Source organism: Synechococcus sp. R60.1, assembly GCF_047461835.1.
Lineage (GTDB): Bacteria > Cyanobacteriota > Cyanobacteriia > Thermostichales > Thermostichaceae > Thermostichus.
The window spans coordinates 1-22,924 of sequence record NZ_JANSIA010000022.1; the positions used below are offsets into that span (position 1 = coordinate 1).

The window sequence follows — 22,924 nt, forward strand, 5'->3', positions numbered from 1 at the left end:
ACCGCTAGGCGGTACGGAGCGGGCTTTTAGTAGCCCTGCAGTTAGCAAGCCAACCACGAGCCTCTGGGGTGGTTTACTGCACCCCCAATCGACCGTTACCAGTGCCTTAAAAAAAACCGTTCCTGGTGCCCGCAGTATTATTATAGCATTCCTCCCAACACTGACTTTATAGGTACAGTGCGGGGCTCCTGCAATTTCTAGCTGAAGACCAAACGCCGAGAGACGGTCGCCATGCCCCAGTCCTTTACAGCCCACCTTTGGCAAGCCATTCAGCCCATCTACAAGCAAATCCTCGATCACCCCTTCAACCGAGAGTTGGCAGCGGGCAGCCTATCGCGGCAGCGGTTCCAGTTTTACTTGCAGCAGGATGCTCTTTATCTCACCGACTTTGCCCGCGCCCTGGCCTTGATTGGAGCTCGTTCCGAAGGGGCTGAGCAGGTGGTGAGTTTCTTGAACTTTGCCCTGGGAGCCATTGTGGCCGAACGCAGCCTGCACGAAAGCTATTTTCGCCTCTACGACATTCAACCCGAAACAGCCTATGCCCCTGCCTGCTTCGCCTATACCCGTTTTTTGTTGGCTGCGGCGGCTGTGGATCCCTATGAGGTGGCCATTGCCGCTGTGCTGCCCTGCTTTTGGATCTACCGAGAGGTGGGATCCACCATCTATCGCACCGCGCAGCCTGACAATCCCTACCAACAGTGGATCGACACCTACGCCGGGGAAGAATTTGCCCAAGTGGTGCAGCAGGCTTTGGACATCACCGACTCCGTCGCTCAGCAGGCTACAGAACCGCTGCGGGAAAAGATGAGGGCAGCTTTTGTCACTGCCTCCCGGTTGGAATGGCTGTTTTGGGACAGTGCCTATCGCCTCGAATCTTGGCAACCCGCCTAATCCTCAGCCGGTCGGGCTGGCTTACCAGACAGCAACTGCTGGGCTTGCGCGAAAACGGCATCCAACATCGGCTCCGTCAGCAGCCGTGTGGCCGTGTTGCGCCGGCTGGGATGGTAAGACGCCAGCAAATAGCGACCCTCTGCCAGGGGAATAACGCAGTTGTGGCCAAAGCGGGGACGGGGCCTGAGAGGTGGCAAGAGCGTCAGAGCGTGTTGGAAGGCAAAATGCCCCAACGTCAGGATCACTCGCACCTGGGTTAGCAGCTCCAGCTCTTGCTTCAGGTAGCCCAGGCAGGTCTTGGCTTCTATGGCGGTGGGGCGGTTCTCCGGGGGCACACAGCGCACCACTGCCGAGATGTAGCAATCCTGCAATTGCAGGCCATCCTCTCGGTGGGTAGAGGTGGGCTGATTGGCAAAGCCAGCTCGGTACAAGGCGCGAAACAGCCAGTCCCCGCTGGGATCCCCGGTAAACACGCGCCCGGTGCGGTTGCCCCCATGGGCTGCCGGCGCCAACCCGATCACCCACAGCCGCGCCTGCGGATCCCCGAACCCTGGCACCGGTCGGCCCCAGTAGAGCTGGTCGCGAAAACGGGCCACCTTCTGAAGGGCGACTGACTCTCGCCAGGCCACCAAGCGGGGGCAGCGGCAGCAACTGACGATTTCAGTTTGCAAAGTGGCCCAATCCTGGAGACCCAGCGCCTCACTCCTCCTCGTCGTCATCCTCCTCTAGCTCGTCGAAGGCAGGGGTGGAATCGTCGATCAATTGATCATCTTCCAAGATCAAACGAGGCGGCAGCTCCGGCAACACCGCAGGCTCTTCCTCCTCTTCGTCAGGCTCCGGCTCGGCGGCAATCTCCTCGTAGGTGGTGAAGCCCGTGCCTGCCGGGATCAAGCGCCCGATGATCACGTTTTCTTTCAACCCGCGCAGCCAGTCGGATTTGCCCTCAATGGCCGCCTCAGTCAGCACGCGAGTGGTTTCCTGGAAGCTGGCCGCTGAGATGAAGCTGTCGGTATTCAAGCTGGCCTTGGTGATCCCCAGCAGGACGGGCGTGTATTTGGCCGGCGCTCCTCCAGTAATGGCCATGGTGGCATTGATCTGCTGGATTTCCCGCAACTCCACCAGCTCCCCCGGCAACAGGATGGTGTCGCCACCATCATCCACCCGCACCTTGGAGGTCATCTGGCGCACCACGATCTCAATGTGTTTGTCGGAGATCTCCACCCCCTGGGAGCGGTAGACGTTCTGCACTTCGTTGACAAAGAAGCGCTGCACCTCCCGCAGAGCCAACCGTGCGGCTTGGTCATCTCCCAAGGTTTGGCGATGGTACTCGTAGTAGATCTCCAAGAGGTCGTGGGGGTTGGCAGGGCCATCGGTTAGGGGATCCCCCACCCCCACCGGCTGTCCATCTACCACGATCAAGCTCTGCCCCGGCAGCACAGGATAGTCTCTAACCGTGCCATCGGCTTCGATGACCTTGAGATCTGGCTCTTCTCCGCGCCAGCTCAGTTGAACGGTGCCGGGCCGCTTGGCCAGAACACACATTTCCTTGGGCTTGCGGGCCTCCAGCAGCTCCTCAATCCGTGGCAGACCCTGGATGATGTCCCCTGTCTTGGCCCGCTCGAACACCAAGAGGGCCAGAGAATCCCCCCGCTGCACCAGATCGCCATTCCGTACCTGCAGAATGGCACCCGCAGAAACCAAGTAGGGCCGCGCCATCCGCAACAGGACTTGGCCGTCCGTTATCTGCATCACCTGTCCTGACTGTGGAGAAGGGATCCCAGGCGCCAGCTCATCTCCGGCCCGCACCAGCGCCCCTACCGCCACGCTGGCTGAACCTGTCAGGGGCACCTGCACCAGATCGTCGTCGGTAATCACCAGCACCCGCCGTACCACCTCCGCTCCCTCGCGGATCCCTTGGACGATCCCGGCCTTTTTGGCTTGGATTTCGGTGCGGGCGATAACATCTCCGCTGGCGATGGAGTCTCCTTCCTTCACCAACAGCCGCGTGTGGGTACTCCCCTGCGTCAGATCCGCTTCCACGTCGCGGCGCAGCAACAGGGTTTCCAGAATCACCAGTTGCAGGCGGCGAATATCTGGATCCTTCTCATCTTGGATCAGCTCGATATCGGCCTTCAGTTGTGGGGCGTCGGTATCGATTTCCAGCACCAGTTGGGTGCGCAGGAGCTCTACAGGGCCTACCGACTTCACCCGCTCCCCATCTTTGAAGGGAACCCGCTGCACCGCCCGCAGACGAATGGAGCGACCGGACTCGCTGGTGGACTCTTGAGTGGGCACCAAGGGCCGGTCGGGGATCTCGTACTCCTGCACCGGACGCAGCAGCAAGCCTGGGCCTTCGGGAGTTTCCACGTGTTCCAGGTAGACCAGTCGGTCGGGAACGATGCTGCTGAGCACCGGTTGCCCGGGCTGGATTAGGGTGCCACTTTTCACTTCCAAGTCGGCGGGGTTGTCCACCAGATGCAGGGATCCCGGCTTGATGACAATCTCCCGCAGAATGTCGTTCTTCTGGATGACTTCGACAACACCGGCATTCTGGCAAAAGATGTCTTTCACCACCTCAGTGCCTGCTTCCACATACTGGCCATCGTCCACGTTCAGCAGGGAGATGTCCTTGTTCACCTCGTGGGTCTCTTCCGGGATCCACAGCAGGGTGCCGCCCTGGATGACTTCGTAACCTTGCTTGGCCTTGCCGCGCCGTGCCACCTCAATGCCGGCGAACTTCACCAAGCCTCCCGTCTGACTGCGGAAGTGGTTGTCGATCAGCTCCGCCACCACCTCATCGTTGCCCACTTTGGTGCCCGGAGTAGCCTTGAGAACAAAGGTCTGCCCACTGGAAGTGTCCAGCAAAAATTGTTCCCGCCCCTGGTGGGATTCCACCCGTACCCGTGCTTCCCGCAACACCACCGAAGCGTTGATGATCTCCACCTCGCGCCCACTTCTGGTGTCGCTGCGCTCCGGTAGCCGCACAATACCGCCATGCTCCGTCACCAGCGAGGTTTCGGCGATCACATCCCCCGCCTGCACCCGATCCCCGTTTTTCACCACCGGCTCGGCCCCCGGAGGCAGGTTGTACACCTGTCCAGACATCACCCAGATCAATCCCTGCCGCTGGGCAGTGTAGGTGGTGTTACCCTGGCGGTCAGTCTTCTCCTCGATGGGCAGATCGGCAAAGCGAATTTCTCCAGCCAGGTCGGCCACCACCTCTTTCTGGGCTTTCTCGGTGCTCTTGCGGCTGGCCTTGGCCAGGGACACCTCTGCAATCAACTGATCCCGCTGCACCTGGGCTCCGTCCCGCACCAGCAGGGTGGATCCCTGGGTCATGTCGAAGGACTCCCGTTGCCCGTCTGGGCCTTCCAAGATGATTTGGTTGTTTACCTCCACTTGTAGAGCATCGTCGCCGTGGCGGGTACGGAAGGGGCGGGTGCGCAGATTTTTCGGGAACCGCACGATGCCAGCAAAGGGGGCGCGAATTTGGCGAGCCACCTCCCCTGTAAACACGCCTCCCGTGTGGAAGGTGCGCATGGTCAACTGGGTGCCCGGCTCCCCAATCGATTGGGCGGCGATGATCCCGACCGCTTCCCCCAGATCCACCAGGCGGGAGTGGGCCAAGCTCCAGCCATAACACATCCGGCACACGGAGCGGTTGGCTTCACAGGTGAGGGGAGAACGCACCATCACCTGGCGGATGCCAGCCTCTGCAATGGTTCTAGCCAAGTCGTGATCCACTTCTTGGTTGCGGCGGGCGAGGATCTCCTGGGTTTGTGGATGCACCACGTCGCGCGCCAACACTCGGCCCACCAAGCGCTCCTCCAGAGACACCACCACCTTGTCCCCGTCCATCAGGTATTCCAGAAGGATGCCCTGCTCAGTGCCGCAGTCGGATTCCCGCACGATCACATCCTGAGACACGTCCACCAAGCGGCGGGTGAGGTAGCCGGAGTCGGCGGTGCGCAGGGCCGTATCCACTAAACCCTTGCGGGCCCCATAGGAAGAGATGATGTATTCGGTAACGGTCAGGCCCTCGCGGAAATTGGTTTTGATGGGCAAATCGATGATCTCCCCCTGGGGGTTGGCCATCAGGCCGCGCATGCCCACCAACTGCCGTACCTGGGAGACATTCCCCCTCGCCCCCGAGTTGGCCATCATGTAGACGGAGTTAAGGGGATCGTTCTGGCGGAAGTTGCTGAGCATCTCCTCCTTGATCTGGTCGTTGATCTGGTTCCAGGTGTCGATCACCTTTTGGTAGCGCTCCACCTCTGTGATTTCCCCGCGGGTGTAGCGCTCGGTGGCCGCCTCGATCTCGGCTTCCGCTTGCGCCAACAACTGCCGCTTGCTGGGGGGAACGCGCAGATCTTCGACGCTGATGGAGACGGCTGCCTGGGTGGCGTATTTGAAGCCCAGGGTCTTCAGAGCATCCGCCATCTGAGCGGTGCGGGCTGTGCCGTAGCGGGCAAAAGACCAGGCAATCAGGTTACGCAGCTCTTTTTTGCCAATTTGATAGTTGCGAAAGGGCACAGGGGGCAAAGGGGCGTCGGCTTTGTTGCCGTCGGCAGCCTGCCGCGCCAGGCCAGCGGAAAATCGTCCTTTTTCGCTCATGATGCCTCGCTAGAGAGAAGAGGAGAGAGGGGAGAGAAGAGCCGTCCTACGGCAGAGGATGAACTACGCAGACAAAATATCTTGCACGGTCTTGTTAAAAATGATCCGGCCCGGCGTGGTGCGAATGTACTGGCTGATCACGTTGCCGTTTTGATCTTCGCGGATACGGCGGTAGTTGGTGATCTTGAGGCGAATGCCGCCCGGTTCTTCGATGATTTGCGGCTCGGACTCTTTTTCGCCCTTGCCCAACTCCATCGGGCCGTGGTAGCGCACCCAGACCTTGCTGTGCAGGCCGATGGCGCCGCGGTCGTAGGCGATGAGAGCATCTTCCAAGCTGGCGAAGAAGCGATCGCCAATATCTGGCGCGTGGGGGTTGTCCGCCGTCAGGTAGTAGCACCCCAACACCATATCTTGGCTGGGGGTGATGATGGGAGCGCCGGTGGCCGGGGAGAGGATGTTGTTGGTGGCCAGCATCAGCAGGCGCGCTTCCGCCTGGGCTTCCAACGACAGGGGCACATGCACCGCCATCTGGTCGCCGTCGAAGTCGGCGTTGAAAGCAGGGCAGACCAAGGGGTGAAGTTGAATCGCCCTTCCCTCCACCAGGATCGGTTCAAAGGCTTGGATCCCCAGGCGGTGCAGCGTGGGAGCGCGGTTGAGCAAAACCGGGTGGCCGTCGATCACGTCCTCCAGCACATCCCAAACCTGCGGGTCGTTGCTTTGGATCAGCTTTTTGGCGGCCTTGATGTTGTTGACGATGCCCCGCTTGATCAATTTGTGGATGACAAAGGGCTGGAACAGCTCGATGGCCATCTCTTTGGGCAGGCCGCACTGGTGCATGCGCAGGCTGGGCCCCACCACGATCACCGAACGTCCGGAGTAGTCCACCCGTTTGCCCAACAGGTTTTGCCGGAAGCGCCCCTGTTTGCCCTCGATGATGTCGGAGAGGGACTTGAGGGGACGGTTGTTGGCCCCCGCCACTACGCGCCCCCGCCGACCGTTGTCGATCAGCGCGTCCACCGCCTCCTGGAGCATGCGCTTTTCGTTGCGCACAATGATCTCCGGCGCCATGATCTCCTGCAGCCGGGCCAGACGGTTGTTGCGGTTGATCACACGACGGTAGAGATCGTTGAGGTCGCTGGTGGCAAAGCGGCCCCCATCCAACTGCACCATGGGGCGCAAATCCGGCGGGATCACCGGCAGCACCCGCAACACCATCCACTCCGGACGGGATCCGGTGGCAATGAAGTTGTCGATCACCCGCAGCCGCTTGATCAGGCGTGCCCGCTTTTGGCCGCGAGCAGTGGTGATCTCCTCCCGCAGTTGCTCCGCCTCTTTTTCCAGGTCGATATCCTTGAGCAGGCGCTCGATGGCCTCCGCCCCGATCATCGCCCAGTTCTCCGGCAGTTGCAGTTCGGATCCCTCCTCGTACATCTGATCTTCGATCTCGAGGAATTGATCCTCCGTCAGCAGTTGTTTGTAGGAGAGATTCTGGGCATTGCCCGGATCCACCACTACGTAGGCGTTGAAGTATACCACCTGCTCCACATCCCGCAGCGGCATGTCCAACAGCGTGGCAATGTGGCTGGGGATCCCTTTCAAATACCAAACGTGGGTGACCGGAGCGGCCAACTTGATGTAGCCCATGCGGTGGCGGCGCACCCGCGACTCGGTCACCTCCACCCCACAGCGCTCGCAGACGATCCCCCGATGCCGTACCCGCTTGTACTTGCCGCAGTGGCATTCCCAGTCTTTGGCCGGCCCAAAGATGCGCTCACAGAAAAGACCATCCATCTCCGGCTTGAGGGTGCGGTAATTGATGGTCTCGGGCTTGGTGACTTCCCCCACCACTTGACCATTCGGCAGGGTGCGCTGGCCCCACTCCATGATCCGTTCTGGAGAAGCCAAGCCGATTTTGACATAGTCAAAGCGTTGCTCTGTTTTGGCCATCGCCGTTTTCCTCCTGGCTTGCTGAACCCAAAGGAGAGGGAAGCCCCACCCTCCTTCGTGGGTTGAAGGGGATCCCCGTCACGTTCGCGTCAGGGGTGGGGAGCGCTCTCAACCCTCAAAAGTCCTCTTCCTCCTCCTCGTCCTCATCTTCCTCAAGGCTGCGGCTGGCATTCGCGTCAGCGGTGCGGAGCACTCTGGTAAAGGCGGGTGATGGCGAGAGATCCTCAGCCGTAACCGATTCATAAGTGGGTCGAGAGGGAGTATGACGGTTGGAGGTATCGGCCATCAGATCCACTTCCACATCGTGGGTTTGCCCTTCGCTGTCCACCTCCACCTTGTGTACAGACACATCTAGGCAGAGGGACTGCAACTCCCGTACCAGCACCTTGAAGGACTCCGGCGTGCCGGGTCGAGGGATCGGCTTGCCCTTGACAATGGCGTTGAGAGCCTCGTTGCGCCCCACCATGTCGTCGGACTTGACGGTGAGCAACTCCTGCAGGATGTAGGCTGCCCCAAACGCCTCCAAAGCCCACACCTCCATCTCCCCAAAGCGCTGGCCGCCCTGCTGCGCCTTGCCCCCCAGCGGTTGCTGGGTCACCAAAGAATAGGGGCCGGTGGAGCGGGCATGGATCTTGTCATCCACCAAGTGCACCAGCTTCAGCATGTAGGCGCGGCCTACCGTAACGGGCTGGTCGAAGGGCTCCCCGGTGCGACCATCAAACACCTGGATTTTGCCGCAGTACCTGCCTTCCGGGTTGAAGATCCAGTCCTTGCCGGTCTTCTCTCGGGCTTCCCTCAGCTTGGCCTCCACCGTCAGACGGGAGGCTTCTAAACCGTGCATCTCATCAAAGGGCATCAGCTTGAAGCGCACTCCCAGATGTTCTGCTGCCCAGCCCAGCAGGCACTCGTACACTTGGCCCACGTTCATCCGGGAAGGCACCCCCAAGGGGTTGAGCACCACATCCACCGGTGTGCCGTCCGCTAGGTAGGGCATGTCCTCAATCGGCAAGATGCGGGAGATGATGCCTTTGTTGCCGTGACGGCCCGCGATCTTGTCCCCCACCTGGATTTTGCGCTTGAGGGCAATGTAGACCCGCACCACCATGTTGGCGCCGGGAGGCAGCTCATCCCCCTGTTCGCGGGTAAAGATGCGTACATCCACCACCCGACCGCGCTCGCCGTTGGGCACCCGCAGCGAGTTGTCCCGCACATCCCGAGCCTTTTCCCCGAAAATGGCCCGCAATAGCCGCTCTTCTGGGGGCTGATCCGACTCCCCTTTGGGGGTGACTTTGCCCACCAAAATGTCGCCGGCCTCCACCCAAGCCCCAATGCGCACAATGCCGTTCTCATCCAGGTCCCGCAGGGCATCTTCCCCCACGTTGGGGATTTCGCGGGTAATCTCCTCAGGGCCCAGTTTGGTTTGCCGGGCCTCGATCTCGTGCTTCTCGATGTGTACCGAGGTAAAGACATCGTCGTAGACCAGCCGCTCGCTGATCAAGATGGCATCTTCGTAGTTGTAGCCCTCCCAGGGCATGTAGGCCACCAACACGTTTTGGCCCAAAGCCAACTCGCCCCCTTCGGTCGCCGGGCCATCCGCCAGCACCTGGCCAGCCACCACCCGATCCCCCGTATAGACAAGGGGACGCTGGTTGAGGCAGGTGTCTTGGTTGGAGCGCTGGTATTTCTGCAGGCGATAGACAATTGGATCCCCGCCGTCGTCTGGCCGCACCACGATTTCGTCGGCAGAGACATAGGTCACCACGCCATTGGTGCGCGACACCACCACCATGCCGGAGTCGCGTGCCGCCTGGGCTTCCAGGCCAGTGCCCACATAGGGCCGATCCGGCTTGAGCAGGGGCACCGCCTGCCGCTGCATGTTTGCTCCCATCAAGGCACGGTTGGCGTCATCGTGCTCCAGGAAGGGGATCAAGGAGGTGGCCACCGAGATGACCTGCACCGGCGCCACTTGGACGTAGTGCACTTCTGTGGGGTGGGCGGTGGTGAACTCTTGGCGGTAGCGCACCGGCACCAAGTCGGCAGTGATGCGGCCTTCGGCATCCACCGGCACATCCCCAGGGGCTACGCGGTACTCGTCCTCTTCATCGGCAGTGAGGTAGACCATGCCCAGATCTTTGCGCACCACGCCGTTCTCGACCCGGTAATAGGGGCTTTCGATAAAGCCGTACTGGTTGACGCGGGCGTGGGTGGCCAGGGATCCGATCAACCCGGCGTTGGGGCCTTCTGGGGTTTCGATGGGGCAGATGCGCCCGTAGTGGCTGGGGTGGATGTCCCGCACGGCAAAGCCGGCCCGTTCCCGACTCAGGCCGCCGGGGCCCAGGGCAGATAGCCGCCGCTTGTGGGTCAGCTCCGCCAGAGGATTGGTCTGATCCATGAACTGGGAGAGCTGGCTGGAGCCGAAGAACTCCTTAATGGCCGCCACCAAGGGTTTGGGGTTGACCAAAGAGGCCGGGGTGAGGTTTTCCGACTCGGAGACTGTCATCCGTTCTCGGATGATCCGCTCCAGGCGATTCAGGCCCACCCGCACCTGGTTTTGCAGCAGCTCGCCCACGGAGCGCACGCGGCGGTTGCCCAGGTGGTCGATGTCGTCCACATGGCCGATGTCGTACTCCAAATTGATCAGGTAGTCGATGACGGCCAAAATGTCGGTGACGGTAAGCACCCGCACACTTTCGGCTACGTTGAGGTTTAACTTTTTGTTCAGCTTGTAGCGCCCTACCCGGCCCAAATCGTAGCGTTTGGGGTCGAAGAAGCGGGATTCCAGCAACTGCTGGCCACCCGATACGGTGGGGGGTTCCCCGGGCCGCAACTTGCGGTACAGCTCCATTAGGGCTTCTTCTTCGGTGTAGGGCCCCTCTTTCTCCATGGTTTTCTGGAAGAATTCGGGGTGGCGCAGGTTGTCGTAAATCTCGGAGTCGCTCAGGCCCAAGGCTTTCAGCAGAACTGCCGCCGAGAGCTTGCGGGTTTTGTCGATGCGCACCCACACCAGGCCGTTTTTGTCGGTCTCGAACTTCAGCCAGGCACCGCGGTTGGGGATGAGGCTGGCGCTGTAGGTGCGACGCCCGCTTTTGTCCAGCTCCGATTTGTAATAGACGCCGGGGCTGCGCACAATTTGGTTGACGATCACCCGCTCGGCGCCGTTGATGATGAAGGTGCCCCGATCCGTCATCAAGGGCAGTTCGCCGATGAAGACGTCCATGTCTTTGATCTCGCCGGTCTCTTTGTTGATCAGGCGAGTGGGCACCCGGATCTGCGCTTGATAGGTGGCATCCCGCCGCTTGGCCTCCTCAGGGTCGTAGCGGGGGCGGTTGATCTTGTACCCTTTGGAGGGATCCCCAGGGCGATATTCAGGCAGGAAGTGCAGCTCCAGCTTACCAGTGTAATCGATGATGGGGGAAAAGCTGAGAAGCTCCTCTTCAAACCCTTCTCGCAAAAACCACAAGAAACTCTCCCGCTGAATCTCCACCAGGTCAGGAAAGGTAGGAGCGACAGGGGATGGCACTGCTAATTGTGTCATGCGTTGCTCGGGAGGGGTCGCGCTGCAGTCAGGCCTTCCATTATAGAAACCCCGCCAACGATCGTCAACGAACGTTACAAAGGTCGAGGGGCTGTCCGGATCCCGTGGGGGCGCACCTGGAAAATCTCGGCAAAACCGCTGGGGATCCCCTTTTGGCTGCCGGGGCAGGGGCGGTTTCCGCCATGCCTTAAGGATTGTTCACATCCATTCACACTCAAGCAGATTATTCTAATCTTTAACCGTTTTTGCGGATCATCCGCTGCTCCAGCTCGGATTTCCGGTCGACCGTGGGGATCGGAGGGGTGGTTCTGACAGGCTCAGCCGGTCGCCAGGGTGGACGCGGCGCCGGTCTTTGTCGCTTTTGAGATGCACGCTGTTGATGCAGGCTAGGGGGCAAGACGCGGAGCCATCAATCATGAGAAAGGATCGGGAATGGGTTTACAAAGCTTCTCAGGCTGGGGGAACCTCGGGATGGCTTGCGGGTGATCTGCGGGTGATCTAATGAAGCACAGTTTGTTGGCGAGGAGGGTTTTGTGAGTCAAAGTCAGAACAATCAGAATAAAAAAAGTGATCTGTATAACCGGGACCACAGCTTGTCGGCCCAGTTGCGAGAGGGCACCAAGCAGTCCCACACCATGGCCGAGAACATGGTCTTTATCAAGTGTTTCCTGAAGGGAGTGGTGGATAAACGGGCCTACAGCCGCTACCTGGGCAATTTCTACTTTGTCTACAGCGCTTTGGAAGAAGGCTTTGCCCAACTGCGAGAGCACCCCCTGGTGGGCCGGCTCTACTACCCAGAGCTGTGGCGCAAGGCCAGCCTGGAGAAGGATTTAAATTATTTTGTTGGCCCCAACTGGCGCTCTTTGGTCAAGCCCTCCCCTGCCTGCCAGGTCTATGTCAACCGCATTCGGGAAGTGGTGGAAAAAGATCCGCTTCTGCTGATCGCTCACGCCTATACCCGCTACATCGGTGACTTGTCGGGTGGCCAAATCCTCAAAAACATCGCCCGCCGGGCCATGGGCTTGCCGCAGGGGGAAGGAACGGCCTTCTACGATTTCGAGCAGATCCCTCATGAGGGCAAATTCAAGCAGCGCTACCGCGCCCAGCTGGATGCGTTGGAGCTGGATCAAACCACCATCGACCGCATTGTGGCAGAGGCCAACTATGCCTTCAAGCTGAACATGGATCTGTTTAGGGAGTTGGAGGGCAATTGGCTGTTGTCGATGGCCCGCTTGGCCTGGAACTCTCTGCTCAGCCAGTTTCAACGCAAGCCCACCCGTTCTGAGGCAGCCGCTCCCAGCTCCTAAAATCCGGATTCCAGAGGGCAGTGAGGCGATGGGTTCTGCTGCCTATCTCCCCTCTCCCTCTGGGAGAAGAGCCGGGGGTGAGGATCAGTCACATTCAAGAGTGTCGCGGGTGGCCCGACCGGTTACAGGGTTAACGCCGGTGGCCCGTTCACAGAGGATGGAGAGGGCGTCTTGGCGTATTAAGGCATTGGTGAAATCGGCCCCATCAATTTGGATCCCTTCGACTCGGGCCAGCCACATCATGCTGTCCTGCAGTTGCGCTTCTCGCAGATCCGCACCCTGTAAGTTGGCCATGTCCAAAGTGGCCCCCCGCAGGTCGGCCCCGCGCAAGTTGGCTTTGCTGAGATTGGCCCCGAATAGGTTTGCCCCTGCCGCCTTCACGTGGCTGAGATCGCTTTGGCGCAGGTTGGCCTTGAGAAACTTCCAGCCGCTCAGGTCTTGCCCTGCAAAGCTCACCCCCTGCAGATCTCGTTTGGTGTAGTCCTCTGCCTGGGCCGGGGATCCCAGCGGAGTAACCCCCAGGCAGAGTATCAGCCCGCAAAGCACTATCCCCCGCAGGAAACGGCTCAGCCAAGACCGCCTCGCCAGAACCGAAGCCAGCCAAGCAACAGACATCGTGGATCCCTCCCTCAAGGAAACCTCACATGGCTTGGGAATTGCTTCTGGTTTTATCTTACCGGATGGAGATCCCGCCGGCAGATTGGGCTATCATGAACTACCCCACCGCATAGGCGGATGGGGTTTCTGATGCCCCATTCGCTTGACGGTGAAGTTTCTGTCTCTTCCTCTGCCCCAGGTGCTTCATAGACCCGCAGGACTTTGAAGTAGAGCTGAAGCATCCAAGACTCACGAGGCCGGTTCCCAACCCCGGTTGCCGATTAGTGGCAACGTTGTACATCACCATCACCGAGCCACGATCCCTCGGTACCTCAAACCCACAACCAGAGCAGACATGATAGCGGTTGCTCAAGTCCGCCCACTCCTTGTGGACTGCCCCACATTTGGGACAGCGCTGCGAGGGCTTGATGGCTTGCGTAGGAAGCACGAGAACTAAACCACCTTTCTGCTCGATTTTGTAGGTAATCATCTGGTTCAATGTACCGAACCCCACCGACAGAATAGACTTGTTTAGCCCTGCCTTGCGCTTCCCACCCTTGCGGGTCATCCCTTTGACATGCAGCTTCTCCGTTACGCCGTTCGCCTACGGCGGCGCGGAGCGCTTCGCCATAACGACAAGCTATCTCTGACGTAACTTTGTGTTGCCAGTCTTTGCGCTGACGGGCAACTTTGGCTTTGAGTTGCGCTTCCCGCCGGTGGATTTTCTTCCACCTTCTGGAAGCCTTGACACCCTTCTTCGGAGCGCGCTTTCTCCGCTTCAACTTGGCAAGCTCGCGTATCTTCGCCTCACTCCGCTGGGTAAAGCGGGGATTGGCAATCTCCTGAAACTCCGCCCCGTCAAACAGGGTCAGGGCGGTCTCTGTACCCAAGTCATAGGCAACGATGGACTCATATCGCAAATCCGACTGCGACCCAAACTTAGGCTCTGGTATGGCAACCTCAACCGTAAACGAAGCGAACCACTGCCGCCGGGACGGCTTGTAGACAAGGGTCAGCGTAGTGGGCACGCCCCAATGCTTGGCTTGACCGCGCATTTTCAGGGTAATGCCCAAGTCATTGAGTGTGACCGTGCCATGCTTCCCCGTGCTGTTGACCTTCCACCCCGACCGAGCAGGATACGTCCAGCCCGAATACCGGCGAATGGACTTGAACCTCGGCTTCCTACTCAGTCCTCGAAAGAACCGTTGGTAAGCATAATCCACCCGCTTGACGGTAGCTTGCAGGGCTTGGGAGTTCAGTTGGGCAAACTCCACCCACACCTGCTTGAATTCGGGGAGTAGGTTCTGCTGTTCCAGGTAGGTCACCGTTCGGCGGTGGAGCTTGTACTCGGTTTCCCGGTGGCTGACACAGGCGTTGTAGAGGTAGCAGTGCAGACGACGAGCCTCGAGCAAAGCCTTTTCCTGAGCTTTGCTGGGATACAGTCGAAAGGTCTGCCTTCTGGTTGCCATATGCGTTATCCTACCCCCACCTGCCCCAGTTCTGAGTGCTCCACAAATCCAGTGGCGCTATCCATCCCCACCCTACAGAGGGTGGGGAATTCCGCGCGTTTTGTTAAAGTCTTCTACAGACCAGATCCGCGATTGGCGAGGGGGCGACAGGGATCCATGTCCGAGATCGAGGTCTTCGATGCGGAGCAGTTGGCCGGGCTGATCGAGGGTCTGGCAGAGGCGATCGGCAGGGATCATCCCCACCTCCAAAAGTTGACGTTGATCGGCATTCGCACCCGGGGAGTTCCCCTGGCCTACCGCCTGCGGGATCGGATTGCCACTCTGCTGGGGATCCCGCCCCAAGTGGGGGAGCTGGACATCACTTTTTTCCGCGACGATTTGAGCGCCGGCGGGTTGCGCACCCCCGATCGCAGCGAAATGCCGCGTGACCTGACCGGCCAAGAAGTGGTGCTGGTGGATGATGTGATCTTTCGCGGTCGCACCGTGCGAGCAGCTTTGGAGGCCCTAAACCACTTTGGGCGACCGGAACGGGTGCGATTGGCGGTGTTGATCGACCGGGGTCACCGGCAGTTCCCCATCCAGCCCGATTACTGCGGTTGTCAGCTTTCTACAGAACCGGAGCAAACGGTGAGAGTCCATCTGCGGGAAACCGATGCGGAAGAGCGGGTGCTGTTGATAGACAAAACGGCAAAGATCAAGTCCTGAGCCGGCGCTGGGGTGCGGTATTTTGGGGATGACCTGCCGAAACTCACTGCCATGTCTTGGTTGCCGGAAACCCGCCGCTACGCTGTTTTGGGCACGGGCGCTTTGGGAGGATTTTATGGGGCGAAATTGCAACAGGCGGGCTTTGCGGTGCATTTTCTGCTGCACAGCGACTATGACCATGTTCGCCAAAGCGGCCTCTGGGTGCAGTCCTGCTGGGGGGATTTTCATTTGCCCCAGGTGAATGCCTACGCAGCCGTGGAGGACATGCCCGCTTGCGAAGGGGTGATCGTGGCTTTGAAAGCCACCCAAAATGCGCTTCTGCCGCACTTGATCCCGCCTGTGTTGGCCGAGAATGGCGTGGTGATCTTGTTGCAAAATGGGCTGGGGGTGGAGCCCGAGATTGCCGATTGCGTTGGCCCAGAGCGGGTCATGGGGGGCCTCTGCTTCATCAGCTCCAATAAGGTTGGCCCCGGCCACATTCACCATCTGGATTACGGTTCGGTGCTGCTGGCAGAATACGGCCCTGGCTATGCCCCCCAAGGGATCACGCCCCGCCTTCAACAAGTTCAAGCCGATTTTCAACGGGCAGGGATCCCGACTTCGCTCTCACCAGATTTGATGTTGGCCCGCTGGCAGAAACTGGTCTGGAATATTCCCTTCAACGGCCTCTCGGTGGTGTTCAATGCCGATACTCAGCAAATGATTCGAGACCCTGAGGCCCGTGCTTTGGCGGAAACGCTGATGCAGGAGGTGATACAGGGAGCTGCAGCTTGTGATCGCCTGCTTCCCGACTCCCTGATCCAAGAAATGCTCACCAATACCGAGAAAATGGCCCCCTACCGCACCAGCATGAAAATCGACTATGAGCGCAAACGTCCCCTGGAGCTGCAGGCAATCTTCGGCAACCCCCTGCAGTACGCTCGACAAGCTGGGATCCATCTGCCACGGGTTGAAATGCTCTACCGACAGTTGCAGGTGTTGGATCGCCTGAATCGAGGGATCCCTGGGGAGCAGCAGGCTTAAGTTTTTCAAGATCCGGCGGAGCGATCCCAGGGCTGGAGCAGGCTTTCTCCTTTGCTTGCGGGTAGACTGAGCCGCAGTCGTGTACTGTTGCTCTGGCTTTATGCCGCTGGGATCCACCCACGATCGCATTACCCTCTGGACGGCCCCCGGCATCACCCTAGCCGCCGGTGTGTTGGGGAACAGCACCACAGTTGCTCTGGCCGTGGGATCCGCCTATCTGTTCAGCGGCCTGATGTTTTCTGGAGATCTGGACACCTGTTCCCGACAGTATCAACGCTGGCTGTTCTTGCGTTGGATTTGGCTGCCCTACCGCAGGTGGATACGGCATCGCTCCTTTTGGTCTCATGGGCCCATCGTGGGCACTGCCGTGCGGGTGCTGTACTTGAGCCTATGGGCAGGAGGAGCTGGCCTGCTGGGGGCTTGGCTGGGATCCCGGTTGGGCTGGTGGATGTGGCAACCCTGGGTGTGGGGCAGCGATCTCTGGCAATTGCTGCAAGTTCACGCCGAGATGCTCTTTTGGATTGGGATGGGGTTGGAACTGGGATCGGTGAACCACAGCCTAAGCGACTGGATGGTCTCCCGCTGGAAACGCTGGCGCAGAAAACGCCGTCAGGTTCGATCTCCTGCCAGGCGACTCAGCTATCGTGGCTAGGGATCCATTGGGCCAAGGTTTGATTTTTCGCCCGCCACGGCATTTGAATGGCAGTGAGGTTACCTACTGTTCCGCAACGCGTAGTCATTTATCTCACCGTCAAGGTGAAACAAACGACCGGTTGCTTCCTGCTAAGGCCTCCGGCCCGCTACGCGAGCAGTTGAAATAGAGGGTAATAAGAACCACGACTGCTATCAGCCCCTCACCCCCCCTTGAACCTGTGCTGTGCCCACAACTCCGCGACCTATCCTCTCAAGAGGGCTGAAACTGCAAATCTTGGCCAATTACCCTTTAGCCCAGGTACTCTGCTTGTGGCCATTTCGATTCAAACTGGGACACTGCACCCATACCTAAAGCCTTGAATACAGGGAATCAGAAGGCTCTCCTCAGTAGCCCAAGCGTCTCACCCTAACTTGAAACGACTACTTGAAGCAGTTTTGTCAAGAACATTTCCTCTTACGTTGGCTAGGTATTGCGATTCAATCTCAATAAAGCTATGCTGTTACTCAGTTGAGTGGTGGAGTCATATCCATCAGTCTTCCTCTCTTGTCTTGGATGTGGCAGGGATCCTGTGCTGGCAGAGCTGGCCATCTGCGTCAGCAGGGATCCCTTTTTCTCCTCTCCAAGGCTAAGCAAGGTTCTGTGCTAATGAGAGTCAGAATCAGTTGATAGAGAGATTTTTTGCTTGCTCATGTCAATCTGTGGAGGTGGCAGTGTAAAGGAGCAACAGCGGCTGAGGGTTATGGCTTTGGAAGGGGGCAATCTGGCTTCGGGAACCGGAAGACAAGACCGAATACAAAGATTGCTGCTCTAGTTTCCTTTGCAAACTTGTCAGAAGCTAAGGAAAAAGACCAACCTTTTGGGACAAACTGTCTGTCCTATGTCTTGTTTTGTCGTTCAAAAATTTATGTTGGGCTCAAGAGAAACTCTAGAAAAAAGTTGAATCAGGTGGAAGAATCAGTTAGAATCTAGCTGGCGTTAACGCTAACCGCGACGAAGAGACTGGAGGGAGGAAAGCCTAACAGCCTCTCTCCTTTTTTCTGTAGAGATTACCCTCACCTTCAACCCCTGTCTTGTGAGAGAGGGGGAAGCCTGAATGTCCTATGACCCAAAGCGGCTAGAATTTCCATCAACTCTTGTTTTATTCTCTATCCCAAACCTGATACTAAAGGGTTGCCCCTCGATCTTGTAACCATTGGACAGCCAGTCTATGTTGGCGTTTCTGCGCATAGGCCAAGGGGGTATGCCCATCTTCATTGCGAGGGTTTAGTTCGGCTCCATTTTCCAGCAAAAGCTCCAGGATTTGGATATGCCCTTCCCAAGCAGCCCAGTGCATCGGTGTCGCCCCGAATCGGTTGCGCGCATTGGCATTGGCCCCGTACAAGAGCAGAAAGCGAGCGATGCCCAAATCCCCTCGGGTGGCGGCTTCATGCAGAGGGGTTCGGCCTGTTTCGTCAGTGGCATCCACCGGCGCTCCCTTGGATAGTAGGCGGGCCAGAATGCTTTTTCGACCGGTAGCTGTGGCCCAGTGGAGAACACGACCGGTGTTGGCTCCCTTTTGGATGAGCAGACCGATTACTTCTACCTGATCGGTTAAAGCAGCCCAATGGAGAGGGGTATAGCCATAGTTATCTGGGAGATTGATATCACTGCCTGCCCTCAAGAGACGCTCCACCAGCTTGACCTGACCGCTGGCGGCAGCCAAATGGAGAGGGGTAGCACCTGTGGGATCTAAGGCATTGGGGGAGGCGCCATATACTAAGAGCAAGTCCAGCAGTCCCAGATGGCCAAGGAGTGTCGCTTTGTGAAGCAAGGTCATTCCCTGAGCATCGACAGCATTCACATCTTCCCCCCGCTGCAAATGAGCCAATAATTGTTTTAGATCTCGATTGGCAAGAGCTTGATGAAGCGCTTCACTCATAACAGATAGAAATAAAAAAGCCAAGTTGCAATGAAGTTGGGCAACAGGAAGGGATCCTCGATAGGCCGGAATGGAGGCTCCAAACAACTTGGGCAAAGTCTAACACTGGATCCCTGCTGCTGAGGGAAGCGGGAGAACCAAGCGCTTGGTGGGATCCCTTGGTCAAGCCGGGGCCGCAGCGATAGACTAGAGCTGGTTTTTGGCCAGGTCTTTTCCCGATCCCTTAGTTGCGCCACCGTTTATGGATTACTACGCGATCCTGAACCTATCTCCTGCAGCGGACATTGAAGAGATTAAACAGGCGTTTCGACGGTTGGCGCGGCAGTTTCACCCTGATGTGGCAGGGGAGGGATCCCGAGAGCGTTTCCAACAAATCCACCAAGCCTACCAAGTGCTGAGCGACCCTGAGCAGCGGCGGCGCTACGATGCACAACGTCAATCTGCACAACGTCAATCTGCACAACGTCAATCTCCACCCAGCTCTCCTGCTGCCGGCGAAAGGCGGGTGGTCATTCGCAGCATAAGCCCCTCATCGGCAGAGCGGCCCAATCCGGAAGGGCTCAAGGAGGGGATTGCCCGCGTTAAGGCAGCCTGGCGGGAGCGGAAGTTGCCCACGGCGGTGGCCCAGGCGGAGGCGCTGCTGAAACGGTTTCCCAACTCCAGCGAGGCCATCCACATCTTGGCGTTGGCCTACCAGCGCTTCGGCAACCATTTGATCTACGAGGGGCGCTATCAGCAGGCGGAAGCCTACTTGAGAAAAGCTTTGGCCACGGAGCCGCACAACCGAGAATTGGCCTTTGAAATCAAGCGAGATTTAGCCCGTCTGGGCATTCGGGAGGGATCCCGCTAACTTGCCTGCGTTGGGATCCCCAACGTCTGAGCTGCCCACTGCCGGAGTTGTTGGCGGTTGACTTTGCCCTGAGGGTTGCGCGGGATCCCGGTACACCACAGCCAGTGCTTGGGGTGCTTGAAGGGACTCAGTTGGCGTCTCAGGTGTTGCTTCAGGTGCATTTCCAGCTCTTTGGGGATTGCCGGGATCCCTGTTTTGGGGACGACCACCGCCACCACCTGCTGCCCCCATTCGGCATCCGGTAGGCCCAACACGCACACATCTTCCACCCAGCCGCTGGCTCGGATCTCCCCTTCCACTTCTGCAGCCATCACCTTTTCCCCGCCGGTTAGGATTAGGTCATCGGCTCGACCTAACCAATAGAGGGATCCCTGTCGGTCTAGATAGCCCAAATCGCCGGGGGTAAAGCCTTGCTGTTGCCCTTCGCGTAAGCGGTGCGTAGCACTTAGGTGCGGGTAGTAGCCCAGTGCCAGCGACTCTGCCTGAATGTGAATGTAGCCCACAGCATGGCGGGGCAGGGGATCCCCTTTTTCGCTGCGGATCTGGAGCGTGGCGTGGGGCAGAGGCCGACCCAGACTGTCGCTCCCTTGCCAAAAGGCTTCTGGCAGTAACGTACACACCTGGGAGGCGGTCTCGGTCATACCGTAGGTGAGGGCAAGGGGAAGGTGAAGTTGCCGGGCCTGTTGCCGCAAGCTGGGCCAGGTGGGGCCACCGCCAACCAAAATGGCCCGAAATTGGCGCAGGCTCTCCAAGACCGCTGGATGGGCGTTGAGCAACAGCCGTTGCAACTGAGTGGGCACCAGCGACAGAAAGCTCCCCGGCAGAGGGGGATCCCAAGACTCGGCCTGCTGTTGCCGTTTCCAATCCCAGACAACCCACTGCCCACCGCTCAGCCAGGAGCGGACTGCCTGCATCAAGCCGCTGACGTGGTACAGGGGCAGAAGGCAATAGCTGTGTACAGGCCCGACGGCAAAGTGCTGTTGGTGGGCTTTGGCCGAGGCGCTGAGGGTCAGCCAAGAGTGCATGGCCCATTTCACTTGGCCGCCGGAGCCACCGGTGGGGATGCCGATCAACGGCCAATGGGAGCTGGGCACAGCTTCCCGCAAATCCCGCAGGCGCAGATTCAAGGGGGCGGGATCCCCTTCCAGTCGGCCCTGGCGCCAGCACCAGCCGGATCCCATATCCGCCAAAGCCTGTCCCCATTCCCGTTCTCCCCAGTGGGGATTACCCAGGAACAGCGGGATCCCCAAGCGTTGGCAGGTCAAAACTGCCGCCCACACCTGCACTGGATGCGAGTCCGCCACCAGTAGGGGAACGGCCTTGTCTGCCAAAGGGCGCAGTTGCTCTTCCAGTTTGGACAGGCACTCCTTCAAGTCTCCGCCATCCCCGGACAAGACAATTGACCTCATGGGCTATGGGTATGCCATCTCAACGGCTTCGCGGATCCCCTGCATTTTATTAGGGGATCCCCCCTCGATTTCCTTGGCAAGGAACGGTGAGGATAGGTTTGGGCTTGGCTTATCATGATCTAGGTTTGAACTGGGAGGTCTGTGTTGTGATCGAGCCGATTTTGTTGGGGATCGTCTTGGGCATGGTGGTGGTCACCTTGGCGGGCTTGTTCGTGGCAGCCTACAGGCAATATCAACGCAGCAATAAGATCGGTCTATAGGAGCAGCCTTTGGGGGGTTGGAGAAAACCCATAGGGGAGAGAGAGATTGAGGTGGCATGGCGATGCACTGGCTGCGCACAGTCGCTGCTTTGCGGGAGCAGATAGCCAATTGGCGGGGATCCACCATCGGCTTGGTGCCCACGATGGGATCCCTGCATGAGGGCCATCTCAGCCTAATCCGCCGCTGCCGGCAAGAGTGTGACCACACGGTGGTCAGCATTTTCGTCAATCCGCTGCAATTTGGCCCCAACGAAGACTGGGATCGCTATCCCCGCGACGAAGAGGGGGACCGAGCTTTGTGCGAGGCAGCAGGTGTGGATGTGGTGTTTGCGCCCGACCCGGAGGAGATGGGAGCCGACCCCGCAACCGGAAGCGACCGCACCTGGGTCATGCCCCCCGAATCCCTTCTGCAGACCCTCTGCGCCCCCCACCGACCTGGCCACTTTCGCGGTGTAGCCACCATTGTGCTGCAACTGCTGAACCTGGTGCAGCCGCAGCGGGCCTACTTCGGCCAAAAAGACGCCCAGCAACTGGCGATCATTCAGCGTTTGGTTCGGGATCTGCAAATACCCACCACGATTGTTCCCTGCCCCACGGTGCGAGAAGCCGATGGCCTCGCCTGTAGCTCCCGCAACCGCTACCTTTCTGCTGCTGAACGACAGGTGGCTGCCGGACTGTACCGGGCCTTGCGTCGGGGATATGACCATTGGCAGGCCGGGGATCCCTCAGCAGAAGGGATCCTTGCCGCCGCCCGTGCTGAGCTGGAGCATACCCCAGAGCTGCAACTGCAGTACCTGGAATTGGTGGATCCCCAAACGCTACAGCCGCTGCCGCGGGTGGAAGACAAGGGCCTGCTGGCCATTGCTGCCTATGTGGGGCAGACTCGCCTGATCGACAACCTGCTCCTTTCCCCAGAGCAAGGGGATCCCTCGCCGGAGAGAGTCCAGCATGCGGCACCGCCCTCTTCCGGCACGACCTCTCCCCCGCGTCGCCCGCTGATTGCCATCGACGGCCCGGCTGGAGCCGGAAAATCCACCGTGGCGCGGGCAGTAGCCGCCCAGCTGCAGCTTTTGTACTTGGACACGGGGGCCATGTATCGAGCCATCACCTGGCTGGCACTGCAACGGGGGATCCCTTTGGACGATGCCGAGCAACTGACCCAACTGGCCGCCCAAACCCAGCTCACCCTGCAGAGTGGCACCTCTTCGACAGAGCCGACCCGCATCTGGGCCGATGGCGAAGAAATTACCCAGGCCATTCGCTCTCCGGAAGTGACCCGCTGGGTCTCTCACGTGGCGGCAGTGCCGGGAGTACGCCAGGAGCTGGTGAAGCGGCAACGCAGCATTGGCCGGGATGGCGGTGCTGTCTTGGAGGGGCGGGATATCGGCACCCACGTCTTTCCCGATGCAGAGTTGAAGGTCTTTTTGACTGCTTCTGTCGGGGAGCGGGCGCAGCGTCGGCAACACCAACTCCAAGCCCAAGGGCAAATGGTGCCTCTCGAAGAATTGAAAGCGCAAATCGAGCAGCGGGATCGCCGCGACAGCGAACGGCTCATCTCTCCCTTGCGGCCTGCCCCCGATGCCATCTTGATCGACACAGATCACCTGAGCCAATCCGAGGTGCAAGACAAGATTGTCATGTTGTACCGGCAACTTTTGGAGCGATCTGGCCCGGCCCGTTTAGATCAGTAGCTTTGACTCAATCAAGACTAAATCAACGGGACAAGTCAGATTTCCGCATGATT

Annotated in this window: 17 protein-coding genes; 8 read left to right on the top strand and 9 right to left on the bottom strand. The window is 59.1% G+C overall.

All coding sequences use genetic code 11. The annotated features are described in order from the left end of the window. Positions 1-231: 231 nt before the first annotated feature. Positions 232-891, top strand: coding sequence for a thiaminase II (tenA, locus tag NW834_RS04890; RefSeq protein ID WP_414416477.1), 660 nt, complete (start codon positions 232-234; stop codon positions 889-891). Here tenA and NW834_RS04895 read toward each other — a convergent pair. The 4 genes from NW834_RS04895 to rpoB all read right to left on the bottom strand — a co-directional run bounded on the left by NW834_RS04895 (position 888) and on the right by rpoB (position 10,987). Next, positions 888-1,610: a uracil-DNA glycosylase gene (locus NW834_RS04895; RefSeq protein ID WP_414351370.1), complete on the bottom strand. Its 723-nt coding sequence runs from the start codon at positions 1,608-1,610 to the stop codon at positions 888-890. The two genes, tenA and NW834_RS04895, sit on opposite strands and share 4 nt — an antisense overlap. Then, entirely contained in the window at positions 1,591-5,505 is a 3,915-nt protein-coding gene (locus NW834_RS04900; RefSeq protein WP_414426233.1) for a DNA-directed RNA polymerase subunit beta', read from the bottom strand. The genes NW834_RS04895 and NW834_RS04900 overlap by 20 nt, the downstream gene beginning before the upstream one ends. A 63-nt stretch (positions 5,506-5,568) precedes the next feature. Then, positions 5,569-7,452: a DNA-directed RNA polymerase subunit gamma gene (locus NW834_RS04905; RefSeq protein ID WP_414373598.1), complete on the bottom strand. Its 1,884-nt coding sequence runs from the start codon at positions 7,450-7,452 to the stop codon at positions 5,569-5,571. Between the two features lie 115 nt (positions 7,453-7,567). After that, the gene (rpoB, locus tag NW834_RS04910; protein WP_414388676.1) at positions 7,568-10,987 is read right to left on the bottom strand and encodes a DNA-directed RNA polymerase subunit beta; all 3,420 of its coding nucleotides are present in this window, start codon (positions 10,985-10,987) and stop codon (positions 7,568-7,570) included. A 593-nt stretch (positions 10,988-11,580) separates the two neighbouring features. Between rpoB and NW834_RS04915 the strand changes: the two genes are divergently transcribed. Then, positions 11,581-12,294 carry a heme oxygenase (biliverdin-producing) gene (locus NW834_RS04915; protein ID WP_414419718.1) on the top strand — a complete coding sequence of 238 codons (714 nt, stop codon included), beginning with the start codon at positions 11,581-11,583 and terminating at the stop codon, positions 12,292-12,294. A gap of 84 nt (positions 12,295-12,378) precedes the next feature. On the opposite strand, the gene NW834_RS04920 is transcribed toward NW834_RS04915, so the two are convergent. From NW834_RS04920 to NW834_RS04930, 3 genes are all read right to left on the bottom strand, one after another. Next, positions 12,379-12,909: a pentapeptide repeat-containing protein gene (locus NW834_RS04920; RefSeq protein ID WP_414419717.1), complete on the bottom strand. Its 531-nt coding sequence runs from the start codon at positions 12,907-12,909 to the stop codon at positions 12,379-12,381. 100 nt (positions 12,910-13,009) lie between these two features. Further along, a complete protein-coding gene (locus tag NW834_RS04925) occupies positions 13,010-13,339 on the bottom strand; it encodes a zinc ribbon domain-containing protein (protein ID WP_414419716.1) in 330 nt (109 codons plus the stop codon). Beyond that, complete coding sequence (locus NW834_RS04930) at positions 13,224-14,360, bottom strand: RNA-guided endonuclease InsQ/TnpB family protein (RefSeq protein WP_414419715.1); 1,137 nt, start codon at positions 14,358-14,360, stop codon at positions 13,224-13,226. Before NW834_RS04930 ends, NW834_RS04925 begins: the two co-directional genes overlap by 116 nt. Positions 14,361-14,516: 156 nt before the next feature. Here NW834_RS04930 and pyrR point away from each other — a divergent pair, with 156 nt between their 5' ends. The 3 genes from pyrR to NW834_RS04945 all read left to right on the top strand — a co-directional run bounded on the left by pyrR (position 14,517) and on the right by NW834_RS04945 (position 16,740). Next, positions 14,517-15,065 carry a bifunctional pyr operon transcriptional regulator/uracil phosphoribosyltransferase PyrR gene (pyrR, locus tag NW834_RS04935; RefSeq protein ID WP_011433996.1) on the top strand — a complete coding sequence of 183 codons (549 nt, stop codon included), beginning with the start codon at positions 14,517-14,519 and terminating at the stop codon, positions 15,063-15,065. Positions 15,066-15,116: 51 nt separating this feature from the next. Next, positions 15,117-16,088 carry a putative 2-dehydropantoate 2-reductase gene (locus NW834_RS04940; protein ID WP_414426234.1) on the top strand — a complete coding sequence of 324 codons (972 nt, stop codon included), beginning with the start codon at positions 15,117-15,119 and terminating at the stop codon, positions 16,086-16,088. Positions 16,089-16,167: 79 nt separating this feature from the next. Then, on the top strand, positions 16,168-16,740 hold the full coding sequence (locus NW834_RS04945; RefSeq protein WP_414332394.1) for a metal-binding protein: 573 nt from the start codon (positions 16,168-16,170) through the stop codon (positions 16,738-16,740). A gap of 1,165 nt (positions 16,741-17,905) precedes the next feature. Here NW834_RS04945 and NW834_RS04950 read toward each other — a convergent pair. Then, complete coding sequence (locus tag NW834_RS04950; protein ID WP_414419764.1) at positions 17,906-18,661, bottom strand: ankyrin repeat domain-containing protein; 756 nt, start codon at positions 18,659-18,661, stop codon at positions 17,906-17,908. A 241-nt stretch (positions 18,662-18,902) separates the two neighbouring features. Here NW834_RS04950 and NW834_RS04955 point away from each other — a divergent pair, with 241 nt between their 5' ends. Further along, positions 18,903-19,511, top strand: coding sequence for a DnaJ domain-containing protein (locus tag NW834_RS04955; RefSeq protein ID WP_414419765.1), 609 nt, complete (start codon positions 18,903-18,905; stop codon positions 19,509-19,511). Here the strand turns inward: NW834_RS04955 and NW834_RS04960 are convergent. Continuing rightward, positions 19,508-20,920 carry a 2-succinylbenzoate--CoA ligase gene (locus NW834_RS04960; protein WP_414419766.1) on the bottom strand — a complete coding sequence of 471 codons (1,413 nt, stop codon included), beginning with the start codon at positions 20,918-20,920 and terminating at the stop codon, positions 19,508-19,510. The two genes, NW834_RS04955 and NW834_RS04960, sit on opposite strands and share 4 nt — an antisense overlap. Positions 20,921-21,066: 146 nt before the next feature. On the opposite strand from NW834_RS04960, the gene petG reads away from it, so the two are divergent. After that, positions 21,067-21,180, top strand: a complete 114-nt coding sequence (petG, locus tag NW834_RS04965) for a cytochrome b6-f complex subunit V (RefSeq protein WP_011433989.1) — start codon at positions 21,067-21,069, stop codon at positions 21,178-21,180. Between the two features lie 62 nt (positions 21,181-21,242). Further along, on the top strand, positions 21,243-22,871 hold the full coding sequence (locus NW834_RS04970; protein ID WP_414419771.1) for a bifunctional pantoate--beta-alanine ligase/(d)CMP kinase: 1,629 nt from the start codon (positions 21,243-21,245) through the stop codon (positions 22,869-22,871). Positions 22,872-22,924 lie beyond the last annotated feature (53 nt).